Annotated in this window: 16 protein-coding genes; 14 read left to right on the top strand and 2 right to left on the bottom strand. The window is 61.6% G+C overall.

Annotated features, from left to right (window positions below; genetic code table 11):
- Positions 1-388: 388 nt before the first annotated feature.
- The 3 genes from GT613_RS10010 (at position 389) to GT613_RS10000 (ending at position 4,022) form a co-directional block, all read left to right on the top strand.
- Complete coding sequence (locus tag GT613_RS10010) at positions 389-1,858, top strand: cytochrome ubiquinol oxidase subunit I (RefSeq protein ID WP_009608109.1); 1,470 nt, start codon at positions 389-391, stop codon at positions 1,856-1,858.
- Between the two features lie 2 nt (positions 1,859-1,860).
- Positions 1,861-2,898 carry a cytochrome d ubiquinol oxidase subunit II gene (gene cydB, locus GT613_RS10005; protein WP_009305816.1) on the top strand — a complete coding sequence of 346 codons (1,038 nt, stop codon included), beginning with the start codon at positions 1,861-1,863 and terminating at the stop codon, positions 2,896-2,898.
- Between the two features lie 104 nt (positions 2,899-3,002).
- The gene (locus tag GT613_RS10000; protein WP_009305817.1) at positions 3,003-4,022 is read left to right on the top strand and encodes a hypothetical protein; all 1,020 of its coding nucleotides are present in this window, start codon (positions 3,003-3,005) and stop codon (positions 4,020-4,022) included.
- A gap of 116 nt (positions 4,023-4,138) precedes the next feature.
- Here GT613_RS10000 and GT613_RS09995 read toward each other — a convergent pair whose 3' ends face one another.
- Positions 4,139-4,582, bottom strand: coding sequence for a GatB/YqeY domain-containing protein (locus GT613_RS09995; protein WP_009305818.1), 444 nt, complete (start codon positions 4,580-4,582; stop codon positions 4,139-4,141).
- Positions 4,583-4,900: 318 nt separating this feature from the next.
- Between GT613_RS09995 and GT613_RS09990 the strand changes: the two genes are divergently transcribed.
- From GT613_RS09990 to GT613_RS09940, 11 genes are all read left to right on the top strand, one after another.
- Positions 4,901-5,389: a PH domain-containing protein gene (locus tag GT613_RS09990; protein ID WP_009305819.1), complete on the top strand. Its 489-nt coding sequence runs from the start codon at positions 4,901-4,903 to the stop codon at positions 5,387-5,389.
- A complete protein-coding gene (locus tag GT613_RS09985; RefSeq protein ID WP_035578750.1) occupies positions 5,389-7,227 on the top strand; it encodes a PH domain-containing protein in 1,839 nt (612 codons plus the stop codon). The genes GT613_RS09990 and GT613_RS09985 overlap by 1 nt, the downstream gene beginning before the upstream one ends.
- An 85-nt stretch (positions 7,228-7,312) precedes the next feature.
- On the top strand, positions 7,313-8,077 hold the full coding sequence (locus GT613_RS09980) for a hemolysin III family protein (RefSeq protein WP_009305821.1): 765 nt from the start codon (positions 7,313-7,315) through the stop codon (positions 8,075-8,077).
- A 135-nt stretch (positions 8,078-8,212) separates the two neighbouring features.
- Complete coding sequence (locus GT613_RS09975; protein WP_009305822.1) at positions 8,213-9,553, top strand: hemolysin family protein; 1,341 nt, start codon at positions 8,213-8,215, stop codon at positions 9,551-9,553.
- Positions 9,550-10,590: a PspC domain-containing protein gene (locus GT613_RS09970; RefSeq protein WP_161172604.1), complete on the top strand. Its 1,041-nt coding sequence runs from the start codon at positions 9,550-9,552 to the stop codon at positions 10,588-10,590. Before GT613_RS09975 ends, GT613_RS09970 begins: the two co-directional genes overlap by 4 nt.
- A gap of 281 nt (positions 10,591-10,871) precedes the next feature.
- Complete coding sequence (locus GT613_RS09965) at positions 10,872-11,687, top strand: hypothetical protein (protein WP_009608045.1); 816 nt, start codon at positions 10,872-10,874, stop codon at positions 11,685-11,687.
- A gap of 238 nt (positions 11,688-11,925) precedes the next feature.
- Positions 11,926-12,585 (top strand): TrkA family potassium uptake protein, encoded by a 660-nt coding sequence (locus GT613_RS09960; protein ID WP_009305825.1) that lies wholly within the window; start codon positions 11,926-11,928, stop codon positions 12,583-12,585.
- 12 nt (positions 12,586-12,597) lie between these two features.
- The gene (locus GT613_RS09955; protein ID WP_009608210.1) at positions 12,598-13,275 is read left to right on the top strand and encodes a TrkA family potassium uptake protein; all 678 of its coding nucleotides are present in this window, start codon (positions 12,598-12,600) and stop codon (positions 13,273-13,275) included.
- Positions 13,276-13,476: 201 nt separating this feature from the next.
- Positions 13,477-15,336 carry an FAD-dependent oxidoreductase gene (locus GT613_RS09950; protein WP_009607984.1) on the top strand — a complete coding sequence of 620 codons (1,860 nt, stop codon included), beginning with the start codon at positions 13,477-13,479 and terminating at the stop codon, positions 15,334-15,336.
- A 33-nt stretch (positions 15,337-15,369) separates the two neighbouring features.
- Entirely contained in the window at positions 15,370-16,074 is a 705-nt protein-coding gene (locus tag GT613_RS09945; protein ID WP_009607943.1) for a succinate dehydrogenase/fumarate reductase iron-sulfur subunit, read from the top strand.
- Between the two features lie 71 nt (positions 16,075-16,145).
- Positions 16,146-16,712 carry a TetR/AcrR family transcriptional regulator gene (locus GT613_RS09940; RefSeq protein ID WP_009608117.1) on the top strand — a complete coding sequence of 189 codons (567 nt, stop codon included), beginning with the start codon at positions 16,146-16,148 and terminating at the stop codon, positions 16,710-16,712.
- Positions 16,713-16,782: 70 nt separating this feature from the next.
- Here the strand turns inward: GT613_RS09940 and GT613_RS09935 are convergent, their stop codons facing one another.
- Entirely contained in the window at positions 16,783-17,319 is a 537-nt protein-coding gene (locus GT613_RS09935; protein ID WP_015759897.1) for an MOSC domain-containing protein, read from the bottom strand.
- Between the last annotated feature and the right edge of the window lie 246 nt (positions 17,320-17,565).

Genomic DNA, 17,565 nt, shown 5'->3' with positions numbered 1-17,565 from the left:
GGGGCGGGGGTCTGCGTTGCACAGTTTTGCACGATATGTTGCGTCTCAAGCGCTTTCGGACGCCCTCGCGCTCCTCCGGGCGCACTTCTCGCGAGCGTTTTACCAGGTCGCGCGAAATCGGGGTTCGAGCGGTTCGGGTCGAACGCAGCATATCGCGCAAAACTGTGCAACGCGGACCCCGCACCCCCTCCCCCTCGCCCGCCCCCTCCCGCCGGCCAACCCCCGCCGGCTAGCCCCCGCTCGCACCCTCCCCGCCGGCTAGCCCCCGCTTCGCTCCCCGTCAATTCGTCCAAAAATGTTATTCGTCCAATAACATTTTTTCTACAAATGATGGTATAATGCGCCCCATAGACATCTGTCGGTACAGACGAGAGTAAGGGGGTGTGCGATGGATATCTTCTCCGATCCTGTGCTTCTGGCGCGTTTGCAGTTCGCTTGCACGGCGGCGTATCACTTCATTTTCGTGCCGTTGACCATCGGTTTGGGACTTATCCTTGCCATCAACGAAACACGGTACTACCGTTCCCGCGACCCGAAGGACGCGGCTGCCACCAAGTTCTGGGTGAAGATCTTCACCGCGACGTTCGTGTTAGGCTTGGCCACGGGCATCACGATGGAGTTCTCCTTCGGAACGAACTGGGCGGATTACTCGAGGTTCGTCGGCGACATCTTCGGTGCGCCGCTGGCCGCCGAGGCGCTGCTCGCGTTCTTCCTGGAGTCCACGTTCCTGGGCGTGCTGCTGTTCGGGCGCAAGCGCGTGTCGCCGAAGTTCTACATGGTGTCGGCCTGGCTCGTGTGGTTCGGCTCGGCTCTGTCGGCCCTGTGGATCCTCATCGCGAACTCGTGGATGCAGACCCCGGCCGGCGCGGAGCTGTCCGCCGACGGCTCGAAGGCCGTCATCACCGACTTCCTGACCGCGGCGATGAACCCGTCGGTATGGCCGCGCTACTCGCACACCATCGTGGCCGTGCTCATCATGGGCGCGTTCGTGGCCATGGCCGTTTCCGCGTGGTACCTCATCAAGAACCGCCACAAGGAATTCGCCATGAAGACGATGAAGCTGGGCGCCGTGGTGGGCATCGTGGTCAGCTGCGTCATGCTGGTCACGGCTCATTCCTCCGCCGTCACCGTCGCCGAGGAGCAGCCCACGAAGCTTGCCATGATGGAGGGCATGTACGACTCCGAGGTGCCTCCTCTGTACGCGTTCGGGTGGGTTGACGAGGAGAACCAGAAGGTCATCACCCCGTTCTCCATCCCGGGTGGCACGAGCTTCCTTGCAACCGGCACCTGGGACACCGAGTACGAGGGCCTCAACCAGCTGGCCGCTTCCGCCGAGTACGGTGCTCTCGATCCCGAAACCGCGCCGGTGAACTTCGTGTTCCAGACGTACCACCTCATGGTTGCCATGTACGGCCTCATCATGCTCACCGTTATCCTGGCGCTCGTATTCACGCTGCGCGGCGGCAAGATCCAGAACATGAAGTGGTTGCAGCGCCTGGTGCTCATCTCGCCGGTGTTCCCGCTCATCGCCATTCAGGCGGGCTGGTTCACGGCCGAAGTCGGCCGCCAGCCGTGGGTGGTGTACCCGTCCGCAACCAGCCCCGAAGGCGTCAGCCTGCTCACGAACGAGGGCGTCTCGCAGTCGGTGTCCGCTCCCGAGCTGGTGATCACGATGGTGCTGTTCCTGGTGGTGTACGCGTTCCTCATGGTCGCGTGGGCTCGCACGATGGGTCGCTTCATCAAGGAAGGGCCGGTTGCAGAGCATGAGCCTGCGTTGGAGGGCGCCGCTGCGGGCAAGACCCCGAAGGGCAAAGCAGCCCCCTCGTTCGGCGACGACCTCGCGAAGGAAGGTGAGTAGTCATGGAAATCACGTTCTTCCAGGGGCTTTGGTTCCTCCTGATCTTCGTGTTGATCGCCGGCTATTTCGTGCTCGACGGTTTCGACCTGGGCGCGGGCGTGCTGTACCCCTTCGTGGCGAAGGGCGATGAAGAAAAGGCCGTTGTGCGCACGAGCATCGGCCCGGTGTGGGACGGCAACGAGGTGTGGCTGCTCACCGCAGGCGGCGCGCTGTTCGCGGCGTTCCCGGCGGCATACGCCACCACGTTCTCCGGGTTCTATCTGGCGGTCATGCTGGTGCTGTTCGGCCTGATCGTGCGTGCTGTTTCGCTGGAATACCGCGGCATCGACCACAAGTGGGCGAAGGTGTGGGACGGCTGCTTCTTCGTGGGCTCGCTGCTGCCGGCGCTGCTGCTGGGCGTTGCCGTGGGCAACATCTACGCGGGCATCCCCATGAGCGCCAACGGCGACTACACGGGCATTCCGCTGTTGGGCCTCATCACCCCGTTCACGCTGCTGTGCGGCCTGCTGGGCCTGTCGATGTTCCTGGCGCAAGGGGCGTCCTGGCTGGCGCTCAAGGCGCCGAAGCCTAGCGACCTGCAGGCGCGCGCCGCGAAGTTGCGCTTCCCGCTGCAGATCGTGTCGCTGGTGCTGTTCGTCGCGGTGACCGCCTATGCTCTGCTGGGCATTCAGCCGGCAATGGATCCCCTGCTGGGAGCGGTTCGCTGGTTGCTGGCCGCCCTGTTCGTGGTTGCCATCGTCGCCTCCGTGTTCTTCGCGAAGAGCAAGGACTGCGACCTGGGCGCCTTCATCGCCCAGTCGGGCGCGGCGGCGCTGCTGGTGCTGCTGCTGGCCGCTTCGATGTTCCCGAACTTCGTGGTTGCTTCGGCCGATAGCGTCGGCCCGGCCATCACGGCCATGAGCGCCGCGTCGTCCGAGCTCACGTTGATGTGGATGACCATCATCACGTGCGTGGGCCTGCCGCTGGTGCTGGTCTATCACGTCATCATCTACCGCACGTTCCGCGGTCGTGTGAAGGAAGAGGATCTGGCGCACTACTAGAGCGGATGCCGTTCCTTGCATAGAAGCGAACTGCCAGGAGCCGTCGGAAATCCGACGGCTCCTTTGCTATACTGTCGGAAACCGCACCTGAAAGGGGATTTTCCATGGATGAGCAGACCGCGCCGCAGCCGCCCGTACCGCCGCAGCCGCCCGTACCGCCCACCGTTTCCGCGCCGCCCGGTTCTCCGGCGCAACCGACGCAGCCGATGCCGCAGTCCGCGCAAGCGCCCGGATCCGTGCCTTACGGTCAGCAGCCGGGCCAGCCCTTCAGCCAACAGCCTGCAGGCTACTATCAACCGGTTCCTCCGCAATCCAACGGCAAGGCCGTCGGCGCTCTCGTGTGCGGCATTTTGGCCATCTTGTTTTCGGCTTCTATCCTGTTCGGAATCGCGCTGGGTATCGTCGCCATCGTGCTGGCCGGCCAAGCCGTTAAGCAGGCGGGCAGGGACGGTAAGGCGACCGGTGGCAAGGTGTGCGGCATCGTCGGTATCGTGCTTTCGGTGCTGGCGTTCGTCTTGTACGTGGTTATCGGGGTTGGCGTGCTCGCCTTCGTGGTCGGTGCGTCCGACGAATACGATCGCACGTACTCGTCGGAAAGTTCCGACCTGTCGTCCATCACGCAGGGCGGCCAGCAGATGGAAGCGGCGGCGTCTGAGAAGCTCGACCTGCTGAAGAGCAAGGATGCTGCGCTTATGCGGAAGATCGCCGACCAAGCCGACGAGCAGCTGGCCGACGCGACGGGATACAGCCTCACCGACTTGGGCATCGATCCCTTGACGTTCGTCGAGTGGATGCTGGTCGATTTCGACTATCAGCTGGACGGCGCCTACGATAACGGCGACGGCACGGGCACCGTGTACGCCGATGTGACGCTGCGCGATTCTATGGCCTTCGCCACCACGTTCATGGAAGACGCGCAAGCCGCCATCGACGCCGGCGACTTGCAGTCCCTCGACGAGGCCGGCGCGAAGGTGCTTCTCGGCGAGCTCTACCAGGCTGCAATGGACAAGACCACCGCCATGACCACGGATTACGTAAGCTTGGAGGTGGTCAAGAACGGCGATTCTTGGCAGGTTGACGAAGACTCCTGGGGCGACGAGCTGGATTACCTTTTCGGCCTATAAAGAATCGCTTCGGCTTCACGGCTTCCGCCGTGCCCCGTATCGCACGGGGCACGGCAGTCGTCGCAACGAAAGAAGGCGTGCATCATGCGCGCCTTCTTGTTTGATGCGGGGGGGGGCTACGCCAGCTTCTGGCCCAGCTCCTTGGCGGCGGCCGCCTTGTCGAAGTTGCCGCCGGTCTTCTGGGTGAGGGCGCCCATGACGCGGCCCATGTCCTTCTTGGAGGACGCGCCCGTCTCGGTCAGCACCTCGTCGATGAGCGCGACCAGCTCGTCGCCCGACACCTGCTTGGGCAGGTAGCTTTCCAGGATGGCCACCTGGGCGGTCAGGGTGTCGGTGCGTTCCTGGTCGTTGCCGGCCTTGATGGAGCCGTCCAGCGTCTCCTTCGTCTGCTTGATCAGGCGCTTCAACATGGCGTCCACGTCCGCGTCCGTGATGTCGCGGCGCTCGTTCACCTCGATGTTCTTGATCTCGCCGTGCACCTGGCGCAGGATGGACAGTTTCGGCTTGTCCTTCGCGCGCATCGCATTTTTGATCTCGTCTTGCAGCTCGTCATAGCGCATGGGAACCTCGTTTCGCTCGCAGTTTGCTGTCCTGAGTATACTGCACCGGGAAACCCCGCCCAACCCAAACGGATGTTTCACGTGAAACATCCGGAATCGTTCGGCTCTGCGGTGCGCCGTGCTGGCATGCTTGCGCGAAAGCGGCCTTCCCAACGCCCGTCGATTCCGCGGCCGCGCCGAGAAGCCTGTTCCCGCGTAGCGCATCGCGTTAGACGATGCGCCGTCGCTCTGCAATTCTGTGTTGATGCGGCTCCTGGTGACGTTGCGTCGCTCTGGTATGATGAAGCAAGCATATCGACATCGACCAGAAGGACTCGCATGAAAGACTTGCCGGCGCACCAGCTCGATCCGAAGGTCAAAACGGTCTGGCGCATCAACGACGCCATTTGGCTTACCGTGGTATTCCTCTGCTGCTTCGTTCCATTCGCCATCGCTGCAATGGTGGATCCGGCGACGTGGATGTTCGTCGTCCTGGTCGCCGTCGCCGTTGCGTACGCAGCTTGCTTGATCGTGTGGTTGATCGTGCTGCCGCCCATCCGCTTCATGCGCTGGCGCTACGAGCTTTCCAGCGACTACCTCGATATCGCGAAGGGAATCGTGTGGCGCAAGCGTTTCGTCATCCCCTTCATCCGCGTGCAGAACACCGACACGCGCCAGGGTCCCATCTTACGTGCGTTCGGTCTGTCCAGCGTGACGGTGGCCACGGCGGCCGGCGAGCATGAGATCCCCGGCCTCGGCGCCGACGTCGCCGAGCAGCTGCGCGATCGCGCGGCCGAGCTTGCGCGCCTGGCCCAGGAGGACGTGTGATGACGGACTATCGCCAACCGCCCCAACCTTCGCAGCCCCAACCCCAGCCTGCTGCGCCGCAGCCTGAAGGGCCGCGGGGGAGCCATGTCCATCATAGCTATATCTGGTTGGGCAGTCTGCGCACGGCGTTCATGCTGCTGGCCATCGTGGTCTTCTCCTCGTTCTCGGCTATCATCGGCGCCATCTCCGAGGGCGAAGCCATCACGCGCGGCGACATCCCCATGCTTTTCATCGTCATCGGATCCGTGATCGCCGGCATCGTCGTGCTGGTGGCGCTTGTGGCGGTCTACCAGGTGATCTCGTACAAGCATCTGTACTACGAGCTAGGGCCCGAGGAATTCAACCTGTATTCGGGCATACTCAACAAGAAGCGCGTGCATGTGCCCTACCAGCGCATCCAGTCCGTCGACCAGCACGCCACGCTCATCCAGCGCATCTTCGGCGTGTGCAGCGTCAGCATCGACACGGCGGGCGGCGCGGCGAACAAGGCCGTCATCGTGCCGTATGTGCAGAAGACGCAAGCTGAGGAGCTGCGCCGCGAGCTGTTCGCGCGCAAGCAGTACGCCGTAGCCGTGCGCAACGGTGCCGCGCCCGATGCCGCCGTTGCGGCGATGGCCTCTGCAGCGGGCGTTCCCGCGCAAGCCTTGCACGAGGGCGCCAATGTGCTGGACGCTCCCGCCGAGATCTGGCAGGACGTGCGCGGCGTGTTCGGCGGCGCCGCGGTGGATACGGGCCGCGTGACCTACGAGTACGGCATGTCCAACAAGGAGCTCGTGTTCACCGGCCTGTCGAACAATACGGCGTTCTTCGTCGTGGTTGTCGGCATCGTCGGCGCCGTTTCCCAGTTCATGGGTCAGATGGCGCCCATCCTCTCCGGTTCGATGGAGCCGCTCGTTGGCAACGTTGTAGCCACGAGCGTTCGGCTGTTCGGGGGCAGCCTCATCGCCGCGGGCGTGGCGACCTTCCTCGCTGCGTCGCTCGTGTTGTGGCTGCTGTCTGCCATCGGCGCTTGCGTCTCGTACGGCGGCTTCCGCGCATGTCGCCGCGACAACCGCATCGAAGTCGAGCACGGCCTGCTGCAGCACCGCTTCCAGGGCGTCGACGTCGACCGCGTGCAGTCGGTGATGGTGAAGCAGAGCTTCATCCGCCGTCTGCTTGGCTACTGCGAGCTGTCGCTGGGCAAGATCGATGCGGCGGCTGAAAACTCCGACGACCAGCAGAAAGGCCTCAGCCAGCAAGGGCTCGTGATCCATCCCTTCGTGAAGATGTCCCGTGTGCCCGAGATTCTCGCGGGCATCGTTCCCGAGTTCGCCGACGTTCCCACCGAGAACATCCCGGTGGCGCCCGTGGGACTGCGTCGCGCCCTCATCCGGCGATGCATCATCCAGGGGACGGGCTTCTGGTTGGCCGTCCTCGTGGCGGCAGGGCAGATAGCGGTGAACCTCCTGGCGGATCCGGCCGTGCCTGACGGAGCCATGACGTTGTTCTTCGTCAACAACGGCGCGCTGTTCGGCTATGCGCTTGCGGTCGTGCTGCTCGTTCTCGACGCGGTAGGAGCCGTGCTGTGGTTCCGTGGCTCGGGGTTTGCGTACAACGAGCGTTTCATGCAGGTGAGCAACGGCGGGTTCGCTCGCGAGACCATCAGCTTCCCGCGCAAAAAGATACAGTTCGGTTACACGAAGACGAATCCTTTTCAACGTAATGCCGGCACCGCTACGGTCAACGCGCGCACTGCAGCAGGGGTTGGAGGCACTACCATCAGGCTTATCGATGCCCGAGAGGATGATGCCCGTGCGTGGCTTGCATGGCTCAAGCCCCACGGAAATGTGATACAGTAGCACCATGAACGCATCAACTACATCCGACGCCAAAGGCGCTCGAAGTACCGGCTCCGGCCGCAGTGCCGAGAGCCCTTCTTCGGTCGTGCCCGAAACAGAGCACCGGCCCGCTCCCGGTTGGACGCCTTCGCAATTCAAGCCGAACGACTACGCCAGCATGCACGCGCTGCGCAACGAGGTGTCGCATACGTCGGCCAGCGCCACGAACAAAGCTCGCGACATCCGCGAGTACACGCTGGGGGAGGAGATCGCGAACTCCGTCACCCATGGCTTGGGGGCGCTGTTGGCCATTGCGGCCATCCCCATCCTCGTGGTGCGTGCGCTCGACGACGGAGGCGGCATCTACCTGTTCGCCGCGCTCGTGTACACCCTCACGATGCTGCTGGAATATACCATGTCCACGCTGTACCATGCCATCGCGGTAGACCGTGCGAAGCGCGTGTTCAAGGTACTCGACCATAGTTGCATCTACCTGTTCATCGCCGGATCCTACACCCCGTTCTGCCTGATCTCGCTTGCCGATTCCGGCGGCGTGTGGCTGTGCGCCTTCGTGTGGCTGGTTGCGTTGGCGGGCGTTGCCTGCGAGGCGTTCTGGGTGTTTCGTCCGCGCTGGGTGTCGGCCGTGCTGTATCTTCTCATGGGCTGGTGCGTCATCTGGTTCCTCCCCGCGCTCATCGAGGCCATTCCCGGGCCGGGCCTGTGGCTGCTCGTGGGCGGCGGCATCTGCTACTCCATCGGATGCATCTTCTACGTGTTGAAGAAGGTGCCGTACATGCATTCCCTGTTCCATCTCTGGGTACTCGCCGGAAGCGTTCTGCAGTTTCTGGCCATCTTCTTGTACGTTATGTAAGCGGTCGCGTGCATAAGCGCGCGGGCATGACAGCCCCACGGGTGCCGCGAGGACGCAGCGCGAAAGCGCCTCGCCGCGCGGCCAAAGCGCAGAGGTTGCGCATCGTCCGCTTGTCGAAGGAGTTGCAGAAGTACCATGGATATTTGGATTAGCATCGTCGTCACGTTCGTGCTGGTGCTGGTGAACGGCTATTTCTCGATGTCGGAGATGGCGTTGGTGAACGCGCGCCACGTACTGCTGCAGCACGATGCCGACGAGGGCGATAAAAGCGCCCAACGCGCGCTGGGCCTGGCCGCCGATTCGGGGCAGTTCCTGGCCACCATCCAGGTGGCCATCACGCTCGTCGGGTTCTTCGCCTCCGCGGCTGCCGCCACGAACCTCTCCGATCCGCTGGCGCAGTGGCTGTCCGGCTTCAACATCGGGTGGCTTTCCGTTATCGCGCCCGGCTTGGCCCCCGTGGTCATCACGCTCATCGTGTCATACCTCAGCATCGTGGTGGGCGAGCTGGTGCCGAAGCGCATCGCGCTGGCCGATGCCGAGCGCGTCAGCAAGATGGTGGCCGGACCGCTCATGGTGTTCCAGAAAATCGCTTCGCCTTTGGTGGCGTTGACCTCGGCGTCCGCGAACGGGCTGTCGCGCCTGTTCGGCATCAAGAACGCCGACGAGCGCCAGAACGTGTCCGAAGAAGAGATCAAGTACATGGTCACGGACAACGACGAGCTGCTCGAGGACGAGAAGCGCATGATCCACGACATCCTCGATTTGGGCGACATGACCGTGCACGAGATCATGACGCCGCGCGTGGACGTGATGTTCGCGGAAGACACCGACACGGTGCGCCAGACGGTGGAGCGCATGCGCGGCACGGGCTACTCGCGTCTGCCGGTGTATCACGAGGACATCGACCGCATCGTGGGCATCGTCCACTTCAAGGACCTCGTGGCGCCGCTCATGGACGGCAAGGAGCACGAGCCGGTGGCCGAGTACGCCTACGAGGCCATGTTCGTGCCCGAGACGAAGGATCTGTTCCCGCTGCTCGCCGAGATGCAAACGAATCGTCAACAGATGGCTATCGTCGTTGACGAGTACGGTGGCACCGATGGTTTAATTACCGTTGAGGACATCGTAGAGGAGGTCGTCGGCGAGATCGTGGACGAGACGGATCGAGAGAATCCGTTCATCGAGCAGGAAAGCGAGAACGTCTGGGTGGTCGACGGGCGATTCCCCGTCGAAGATGCCGCAGAGCTTGGATGGCCGGTGGAGGATTCGGCCGACTACGAGACCATCGCGGGCTGGCTCATGAGCATGCTCGACTCGGTGCCCCAGGTGGGCGAGGAACTTGCGTTCGACGGATACCGCTTCAAGATTCAGGCTATGCGCCGCCGTCGCATTTCGACGGTGCGCGTGGAACGACTGGACGATCCCTCCCCATCATGCGTGGACGCTGTCGAGGCGATCGACCGGGAGGAAGCGTGACGAGTGAAAAACGGCTGCTCCGTTCGCGAAAGGCGCTCATAGGCGGCGTCTGCGCGGGCGTGGCCGATTATTTCAACGTCGATCCTGTCATCGTCCGTATCATCATGGTGGTGTTCACCCTGGCCTCGGGCGGGCTGCTGGGCATCGCATACATCCTGCTGTGGATCGTGCTGCCGCTCGAACCGAAGGAGGAGGCGCCGCTCGACGTGCACCCCCAGTCGGTGCATTCCGAGACGTACGGGACGTTCGAATTCGGCGGCACCCCGCGCAAAACCGAGTCGGGGGGGCAAAATGCGCCCAATCCCGCGCAAGCGGCCGGTTGGCGCTATGCGCATCCCCCGTACGCCTCGGCCGCTCATGTGCCGCCCGAGCCCCCGGCAGGCGCATCGCGCGCCTCTGCCGCTGCGCCTGCCGATGCTTCTCGTTCGTATGCGCCTCCGGCGAGCCATTCGCATGAAGGGTGGATGCATGCCGCGCCGCAACAGCAGCCGCCGGCGAAGTCGTCGCGCTCGGGCGTGAAGGCTGCTCTGTTCGCGGGGTCGTTCCTGTTGTTTTTCGGCATGTCCGCTATGGTGGCGAGCATGGTCGAAGGCGTGGTGTGGTGGCAGTATTGGCCGCTTATCTTCGTTATCTTGGGCATCGTCGGTATGGTAGTCCCCGGCGAAGAGGGGCATCGCATGCGCCAGTTCGTGGACTCCCTTATCACGTTTTCCGCGGGAGTGGTGCTGGTGCTGATGAGCCTCGATGTCATCGGGTGGCGCTCCATCGAGTTCATGTTGGTGGGCCTATGGCCGCTGCTGCTTATTATGGTTGGGCTGCTGCTTCTGGGAGGCGCGCTCAAGTCGCCGCTGCTTACGTTGCTGGCAGGCTTGTGCTTCGTGGCGTTCTGCGTGGTGGGATTGCTGTGGTACTCGGTTCCGGGAGCGACGGAAGAGCTGGTTTTCTCGGCGCCGTACGGGCGCGAGTATCGTTTCGACATGCAGCCGTGGGAAAACATCGGTCTAAACGAGTCCGTTGTGATCTCGATAACCGAATGAGCGTGCTTGTCGCGTTACAGAGCACATAGTTCGTTCGCTTTTTCCCGTGTCCGCAACTAAGGCGAACCACCTGCTGAAATGCGCTTTCATTCACTGTCAAGCGAACAAATCGTGTAGGGCGTCTCCATAAAATTTTGCCCTCGGACCCCCTTGTCCGTTAAAATACGTTTTGTCACAACAGCATATCGCCCTTTCGGCAGCAAACCCTCACACAATTTACTACGCTGTCAACCGCTTCGGCGGCTGGGTCGTGTGCTGTTCAACGAAAGGTAACTGACGTTTTGGCTAAAAAGCGCTATATACAAAAGAAGTCGAACCTGGCTGCTAAAATTATCGCGGTCGGCTGCGCATCGTGCGTGCTGACCGGGTGCATCGGCTTCGGGTTCGCCTCTGCTGGAAGCGGCGCCGTGCACGATATCGATTCTTTCGGCATCGGCGGTGCGGACGCGAATGTCGCCATTGCCGATTCTGCCGACTTCGCCAACGTATCCGAGGGTTCCACCCGCGAGTCCACCGTGCTTACCAGTACCGCATCGCGCGACATCTCGCAAGGCATCGAAGCTATCGAAGCCGAGGAAGAAGCTGCTCGCATCGCCGCGGAGGAGGCCGCTCGTGCCGAGGAGGAGGCTCGTATCGCCGCCGCCGAGCAGGCGAAGGCCGAGCAGGAGGCCGCCGCTGCGCGCGATGCAGCCTCCGATGCCGTCGCCTCGCTTCCCGAAGTTGATTTCTCCGTGGGCAAAGAGGCTTTCGTTTCCGAGTGGACCTCCCGTATCAATGCATACTTGGCCGGCTCGCCCTTGGCGGGGCAGGGTGCCACGTTCGCCGAAGCTGCCTGGAGCAACGGCGTCGACCCGCGCTGGTCGCCTGCCATATCCAACACCGAAAGCTCCAAGGGCGCGCATTGCTTCCTGCCGTACAACGCATGGGGCTGGGGCGATAAGAGTTGGTCCAGCTGGGAAGAGGCTATCAACGCTCACGTAGCGGGCCTGGCAAACGGCTACGGCTACTCCATCACGTATGCGAACGCTGCCAAGTACTGTCCGCCTAATACGGATCATTGGTTCAAGGCGACTATCGGCCAAATGAAGATGATCTAAACGTTCCGCCGGCCACGAGCCGGCGGTTCCTTTTCCATCGTCGAATCCTTCTTCCGCATGCGTTCGAGACGATGGCCTTGCGGAATGTTTCACGTGAAACATTCGTTCCTAAGTGCCTGATTGCCACGTTACGCCTTTGTCGCCGTTCTATGGCGACGCTGGTCGTGCCCGCATCCATGCAGTATGCTAAGCGCAGCAAGAAATCGGCACCATGCGGGTGCCTGGTGAAAGGATCGGTATGAGCAACGTGATCGTCGTCGGCTGCGGCCGCGTCGGTTCCCAGCTGGCGAACATGCTGTCGGATAACGGCAACAACGTGTGCGTCATCGACAAGAACGTGAACGCGTTCGCGAACCTGGGGCGCAACTTCAACGGCTCCACGGTGCAGGGTGTGGGCTTCGACGAGGAAACCCTCGTCAAAGCCGGTGTCGAAGATTGCGACGTCATGGCCGCCGTCACCCAGTTCGACAACACGAACCTCATGTGCGCCGAAGTGGGCAGCCGTCTGTTCGGCGTGCCGCACGTCATCGCGCGCCTGTACAACCCCGATCACGAGCGCGCGTACATGCAGCTGGGCATCGACTACGTGTGCGGCACGTCGCTGGTGGCCGAGGACGTGTTCAGCAAGGTGGTGTCGGGCCACGGCGCCCATCTCGACACGTTCGGCGAGTTCGAGGTGCTGCGCTTCTCGCTGGACCTCAGCTCCACCGACAAGCGCACCATCCGCGTGGGCGAGCTGGAGCGCGATCACGACGTCCGCATCATCGCGTTCGAGCGCAGCGACGGCTCGGCCAGCTCTATTCCTACGCGCGACTCCATCCTCTACAACGGGGATTCGGTGCTCGCCTGCGTGCGCCATGAGCTGATCGAATCGTTCTCGCGCTATATCCAAGATTAAGGGAGACGGAGCATGTACATCGTTATCGCTGGCGGCGGCAAGATCGGCGAATACTTGGCTTCAGTGCTGCTTTCAAGCGGCAACGACGTGGCCGTCATCGAGGAGAATCTGGCCACGGCCGACCGCCTGTCGGTGGCGCTTCAAGGGCGCTACCTGGTCATCCACGGCGACGGCTGCGACTCGAAGTACCAGGAGGACGCGGGCATCCGGCGCGCCGACGTGTTCGTGGCCACCACCGGCCAGGACGACGACAACCTCGTGTCGTGCGAGATCGCGCAGCGCGTGTTCAACGTGCCGCGCTGCATCGCGCGCGTGAACAGCCCGAAGAACCTCCGCATCTTCAAGGAGGTGGGCATCGAGTGCGTGTCGTCCACCACGCTCATTGCGAACCTCATCGAGGAAGAGACGCTGCTGGGCAGCGTGAGCGTGGCCTCGTCGCTGACGCACGGCAACGTTACGCTTACCGAGATCGTGGTGCCGCGCATGCGCCATCATTCCAACGAGGCCGGCATCCTGGTGTCGTCGGTTCCCATGCCCGAGAACAGCCTGATCGCGGCCGTGTCGCCGAAGGACGACGACAACGTGGAAGTGGCCAGCGAAGAGACGGTGCTGTATCCCGGCGACAAGGCCATCGTCGTGGCCGACAACGAAGTGCTCGACGAAGTCCGGGCGCTGTTCAAGGGGCTGTAGGTTCCGTCGGCCTTGCGGCTAGACAGCGCCAAGCCATAAAGCGAAGTTGTCCGACCTGGTCGGACAACTTCGCTTTATGTTTTCCAGAGCGTACGGTTGCCTTGTTTCGTCTTTTGAACCCATTTTTTTGCTTTGCGACAATGGGGTTGCCGAAGGGGACGACCCCATCGGTCGAAGAGGACGGAGCGAGGAGGGGTTCGCATGAAACGTAATTTCAGCAACGAATCGGCAAGCACGAAGAGCATGTCTCGTAGGGCGTTTCTCGGAGGCAGCGCGGTGGCGTTTGGCACGGTGATGCTTTCGAGTGCGATGGGCGCTTGTTCGGCACCGGAAACATCCGAAGGGCGGGGCGCGGGCGCGTCTGCAAACAGCGAGCAGGTACTTTACGAGCTCTACGATACCGATATTCTTATCATCGGCGGCGGCCTTGCGGGGTCTCATGCGGCATTGCAGGCTTACAAGCAGGGAAAGGACGTTGCGGTCGTTGAGAAGGCTGCCTTCCATTTCGGCGGTGCTTGCGGCTACAACTGGTGCAACTGGGTGAACTTCATTCAGGCTGACACGCCGTGGGATCAATCCGAGGACTTCGTTTTGAACGAGTTGACGAACAAGAAGATCGCAAAGGCGACCCATGAAGCGTTTACTGTGGAGGAGCGCAATTTGCTGCTGCGCTACGCCCAAGAAGGCAACAACCTGTTCATGCGCGATGAAACAGGTGCGTTTGTGCCGGGCCTCGATATCCCGGGCTATCCGCTTTTCGGCATCTTCAACGGTTTCCCGCGATACTTTACCGATTCCGTGGAGCGTTCGGGCGCTCGCATCTTCGACCAGACCATGATCACCGACATCGTAGTCGAAGACGGTGCCTGCATTGGAGCGGTAGGGCTGCATGTGCCCACGGGAACGGTGCGCGTTTTTCGTGCAAAGTCGACCGTATCTTGCACGGGTGCAAGTTCGTGGATTTACGGGTGGAATACTGTGGCTCCCACTTCCATCAATTCACCGGACAACACAGGAGATGTAGATGCAGCTGCTTTTCGACGCGGTGCGGCTCTGCAGGATTCGGAGTTTTTTCAATTCGACCTCATCAGCATGTATCCGACGGGGCTTGCGGCGACGTTCGTAGGAGGCATCGGCGCTGACAATCTGTGCTGCGAATACATCTGCGATGCAAACGACAATTACTTTTTCCGTGGCATGGACTACTCCACGCTCGATCGCATCACGTTCACGCGCACAATCGCCAAGGCAATTCACGACGGCGGTGGATCGCCGAATGGCGGAGTGTACGTGGATTTCTCCAATCCCGAGGCGTTTGCGGCCATGGGGGAGGTGTATCGCCGTAACGTCGAGTTGTGGAAAGAGGTGTTCGGCATAGATGTGGCATCCACTAAGCTCGAATGCGCGCTTGAGGCTTATGAGCACGGTAGCAACCCGCGCGTTGATGAAAAGCTTATGGTGGAGGGCCTGCCTGGATTGTTCTGCGCTCGCGGTGGCGGAGTATACGGAGCGCAAGGCGGTTCATCGGTGAACGTTGCTTATCGAGACGGCTCATACGCCATGATGCAAGCTGTCGAGTATGCCGAGGGCGCGGGCAAAGACAAGCCGAAGGCGTTCACGTTCGATACGGTTGAAGAGGAGATTAACCGTTTGCACGAGATACGCATCCGTCAGACGGATGGTAAGAGGCCTCAGGAAATTACCCGTATGATACAGCGCGCTTGCTATCGGGCATGCCAGCCCACGCGAGAGACTCCTGCGATGCAGGAGGCAGTTGCCGAACTAGAGCGAATTCGCAAGGAGGAAATGCCCGCGATGAGGCTGGGAGACGCGACGCTTACCTACAACACCGATTGGAAGGCGGCCATCGAAGCCTACAACATGCTCGACATCGCCGAGGCGAGTTCGAAAGCCGCGCTCATGCGCGAGGAAAGCCGAGGCCACAGCTATCGTCCGGAATTCCCTCAGGAAGATCCAGCCAACTGGACGTGCAACATTGTCGCGAGGAACGTGAACGGCGAGATGAAGCTCGAAACCGTTCCCGTCGTCGAGCTCGACTAACCACGACCGCTCACGGACTCACAAGGAGGCGCTATGAAGATCAGCGTGCAAAAGTACAATCCCTCGGTTGACGCCGAGCCTTATTTCGGTACATACGAGATCGAGCACACCGAGCACATGACCCTGCTCGAGGCGCTGGTGGTCATCAACGACACCATCGAGCCTATCGCATTCGATTACAGCTGCCGCGGGCGCGTGTGCGGCCGTTGCGCCATGACGCTCAACGGCACACCGTGTCTCGCCTGCGTTACCCTGGTTGAGGATGCGGGCAAGAACGAAGTCACGCCACTCAAGCATTTTCCGGTGGTGCGCGACCTGATTGTCGACAAGACGAAGGTTACGGACAAAGTGAGCCGTATTCTCGCTCGTCAACGTGCGTTTGACCTAAACCTTGATGAGATTAAGGCTCCGGTCGACGCTGGTCTGTCCGAGAAGCTCGAGCCGCTCGAGTACTGCGCACGTTGCGGCGTGTGCACGGCGGCGTGCCCCGTTGTCGAGCAGAAGGGGTTTAAGTCCTATATCGGCCCAACTGGAATGATAGCCATTGCCAATCGTTTTTACGATCCTTACGATCAGGGGGATCGCGTTGTCCAAGCCGTGCAAAATGGCTTGTGGGAATGTATAGAGTGCGGTATGTGCGATACGGTGTGCAAGGCTCTTGAGATCGACCATTTGTCGGTTTGGAAGGATTTGCGCACCGCGGCCTCTGCCGAAGGGTTGAAGCCGGTCGGCATCTAAGGAGCGATCGGCAGCGTGGGGAAGGGTACTCTTTGAGAAAACCGTATGGGGATGCGGGAAGGGGGGTAGAGATGGGCGAGTGGGAGCCGAAGGGGATCCTCGACGATGAAGACGTGCGGATGCGGTTGCGGATCATGCACGCTGTAGACAAGTCTCTCGACCAGATCAAGGTGACCGACTTATGTGAAAAAATCGGTATATCTCGCCAAATGTTCTATCGGTACTTCGATAGCAAGTACAGTCTGCATTGGTGGTGGCCGATGCACGTCCACAAGTTTTACTTGATAGAGGTGGGCCGGACAATGGATTGGGAAACAGGCTATTTCCATCATCTAAAGCTGCTTTCGCTCGAGAGCGAATTCTTCAAGGTCGCAACGCAGTATACGCTCAACTTCCCAAGCCAGCGCAGTATCATGCCTCACTATCGCAAGTGCGCACTGCTCGAGACGCTGCAGGATTACAAGCATATAGCCCTTGATGACGATCTCATGTTTTGCCTGGACAGCTGGGTGAAAACCGAGACGGATATTCTGACTGAGTGGTATCGCCTGGACACGGTGCCCCCTCTGCAGGAAGCTGTCGAGAGGCTTGCGCGCGTAGCGCCGAAAATGCTGTACGATGCATTGCGCATGGATTGAGGTGTTGCCGGTGGACGTTCGGCCTCTTGTTAGGCCGGACGTCCACGAGGCGACAAGTATCGTCTTGGTGCTATCGAGTCGCGGCGGCCAGCTCTGCCAGCGCTTCGGGCGGGGTGTAAGCGCAGGTGCCGTCGCCGAGTGAGACGACTTCCACCGGGTCGCCCACGTTGATCGCGCCGCCTTCCAGCGCCACGAAGAAGATGCCCTCGCGCGGGAAGATGCAGTCGCCTGCCAGGTGGTAGATGGCGCACTTCGTGTGGCACACCTTGCCGATCTGCGATAGCTCCAACAGCACGTCCTCGCCGATGCGCACGCGCGTGCCCAGGGGCAGCGCTAACAGGTCGATGCCCTCGGTGGTGACGTTTTCGGCGAAGTCGCCCTCAACCACGTCGAGGCCGGTCGCGCGCGCTTTCTCGATGGATTCCCAAGCAAGCAGCGACACCTGGCGATGCCAATCGCCGGCATGTGCGTCGGTGTCCAGGCCCCGATGCGCGACGACGGTCGCGCCGCCTTCGCACGGCATCTTGCGCGTTCCCTTGCGCTTCGACACGTTGATCGAGCGGACTCGTCCGCGTGCGACGATCTGCTGCTTCCGTGCTTGCTCCATACCGCGGTTCCTCCCTAAAACCTAGCATAATAATGGGAAATATACTACTCGAACAAGAATAGAGAAGTCAAGCAATAAGCCGCGCTCTGAAGCGCGCTTCGGGAAGGCTGATCCGTCCGGGCGCAAAGCGGCCTAGTGGCCGCTTTGCGCCCGCGCAGCCCGCCGCCCTGGCTGCTCGGCGCTTTCCGTGAAATACGCCGCGCTGCCGTCCGTTTGCGGTATGCTGGTTGCCATCAGGCAGAACAG

The sequence above is a fragment of the Eggerthella sp. BIOML-A4 genome, assembly GCF_009875575.1.
Classification (GTDB): domain Bacteria; phylum Actinomycetota; class Coriobacteriia; order Coriobacteriales; family Eggerthellaceae; genus Eggerthella; species Eggerthella lenta.
This window is presented reverse-complemented; position numbering and strand designations above follow the sequence as displayed.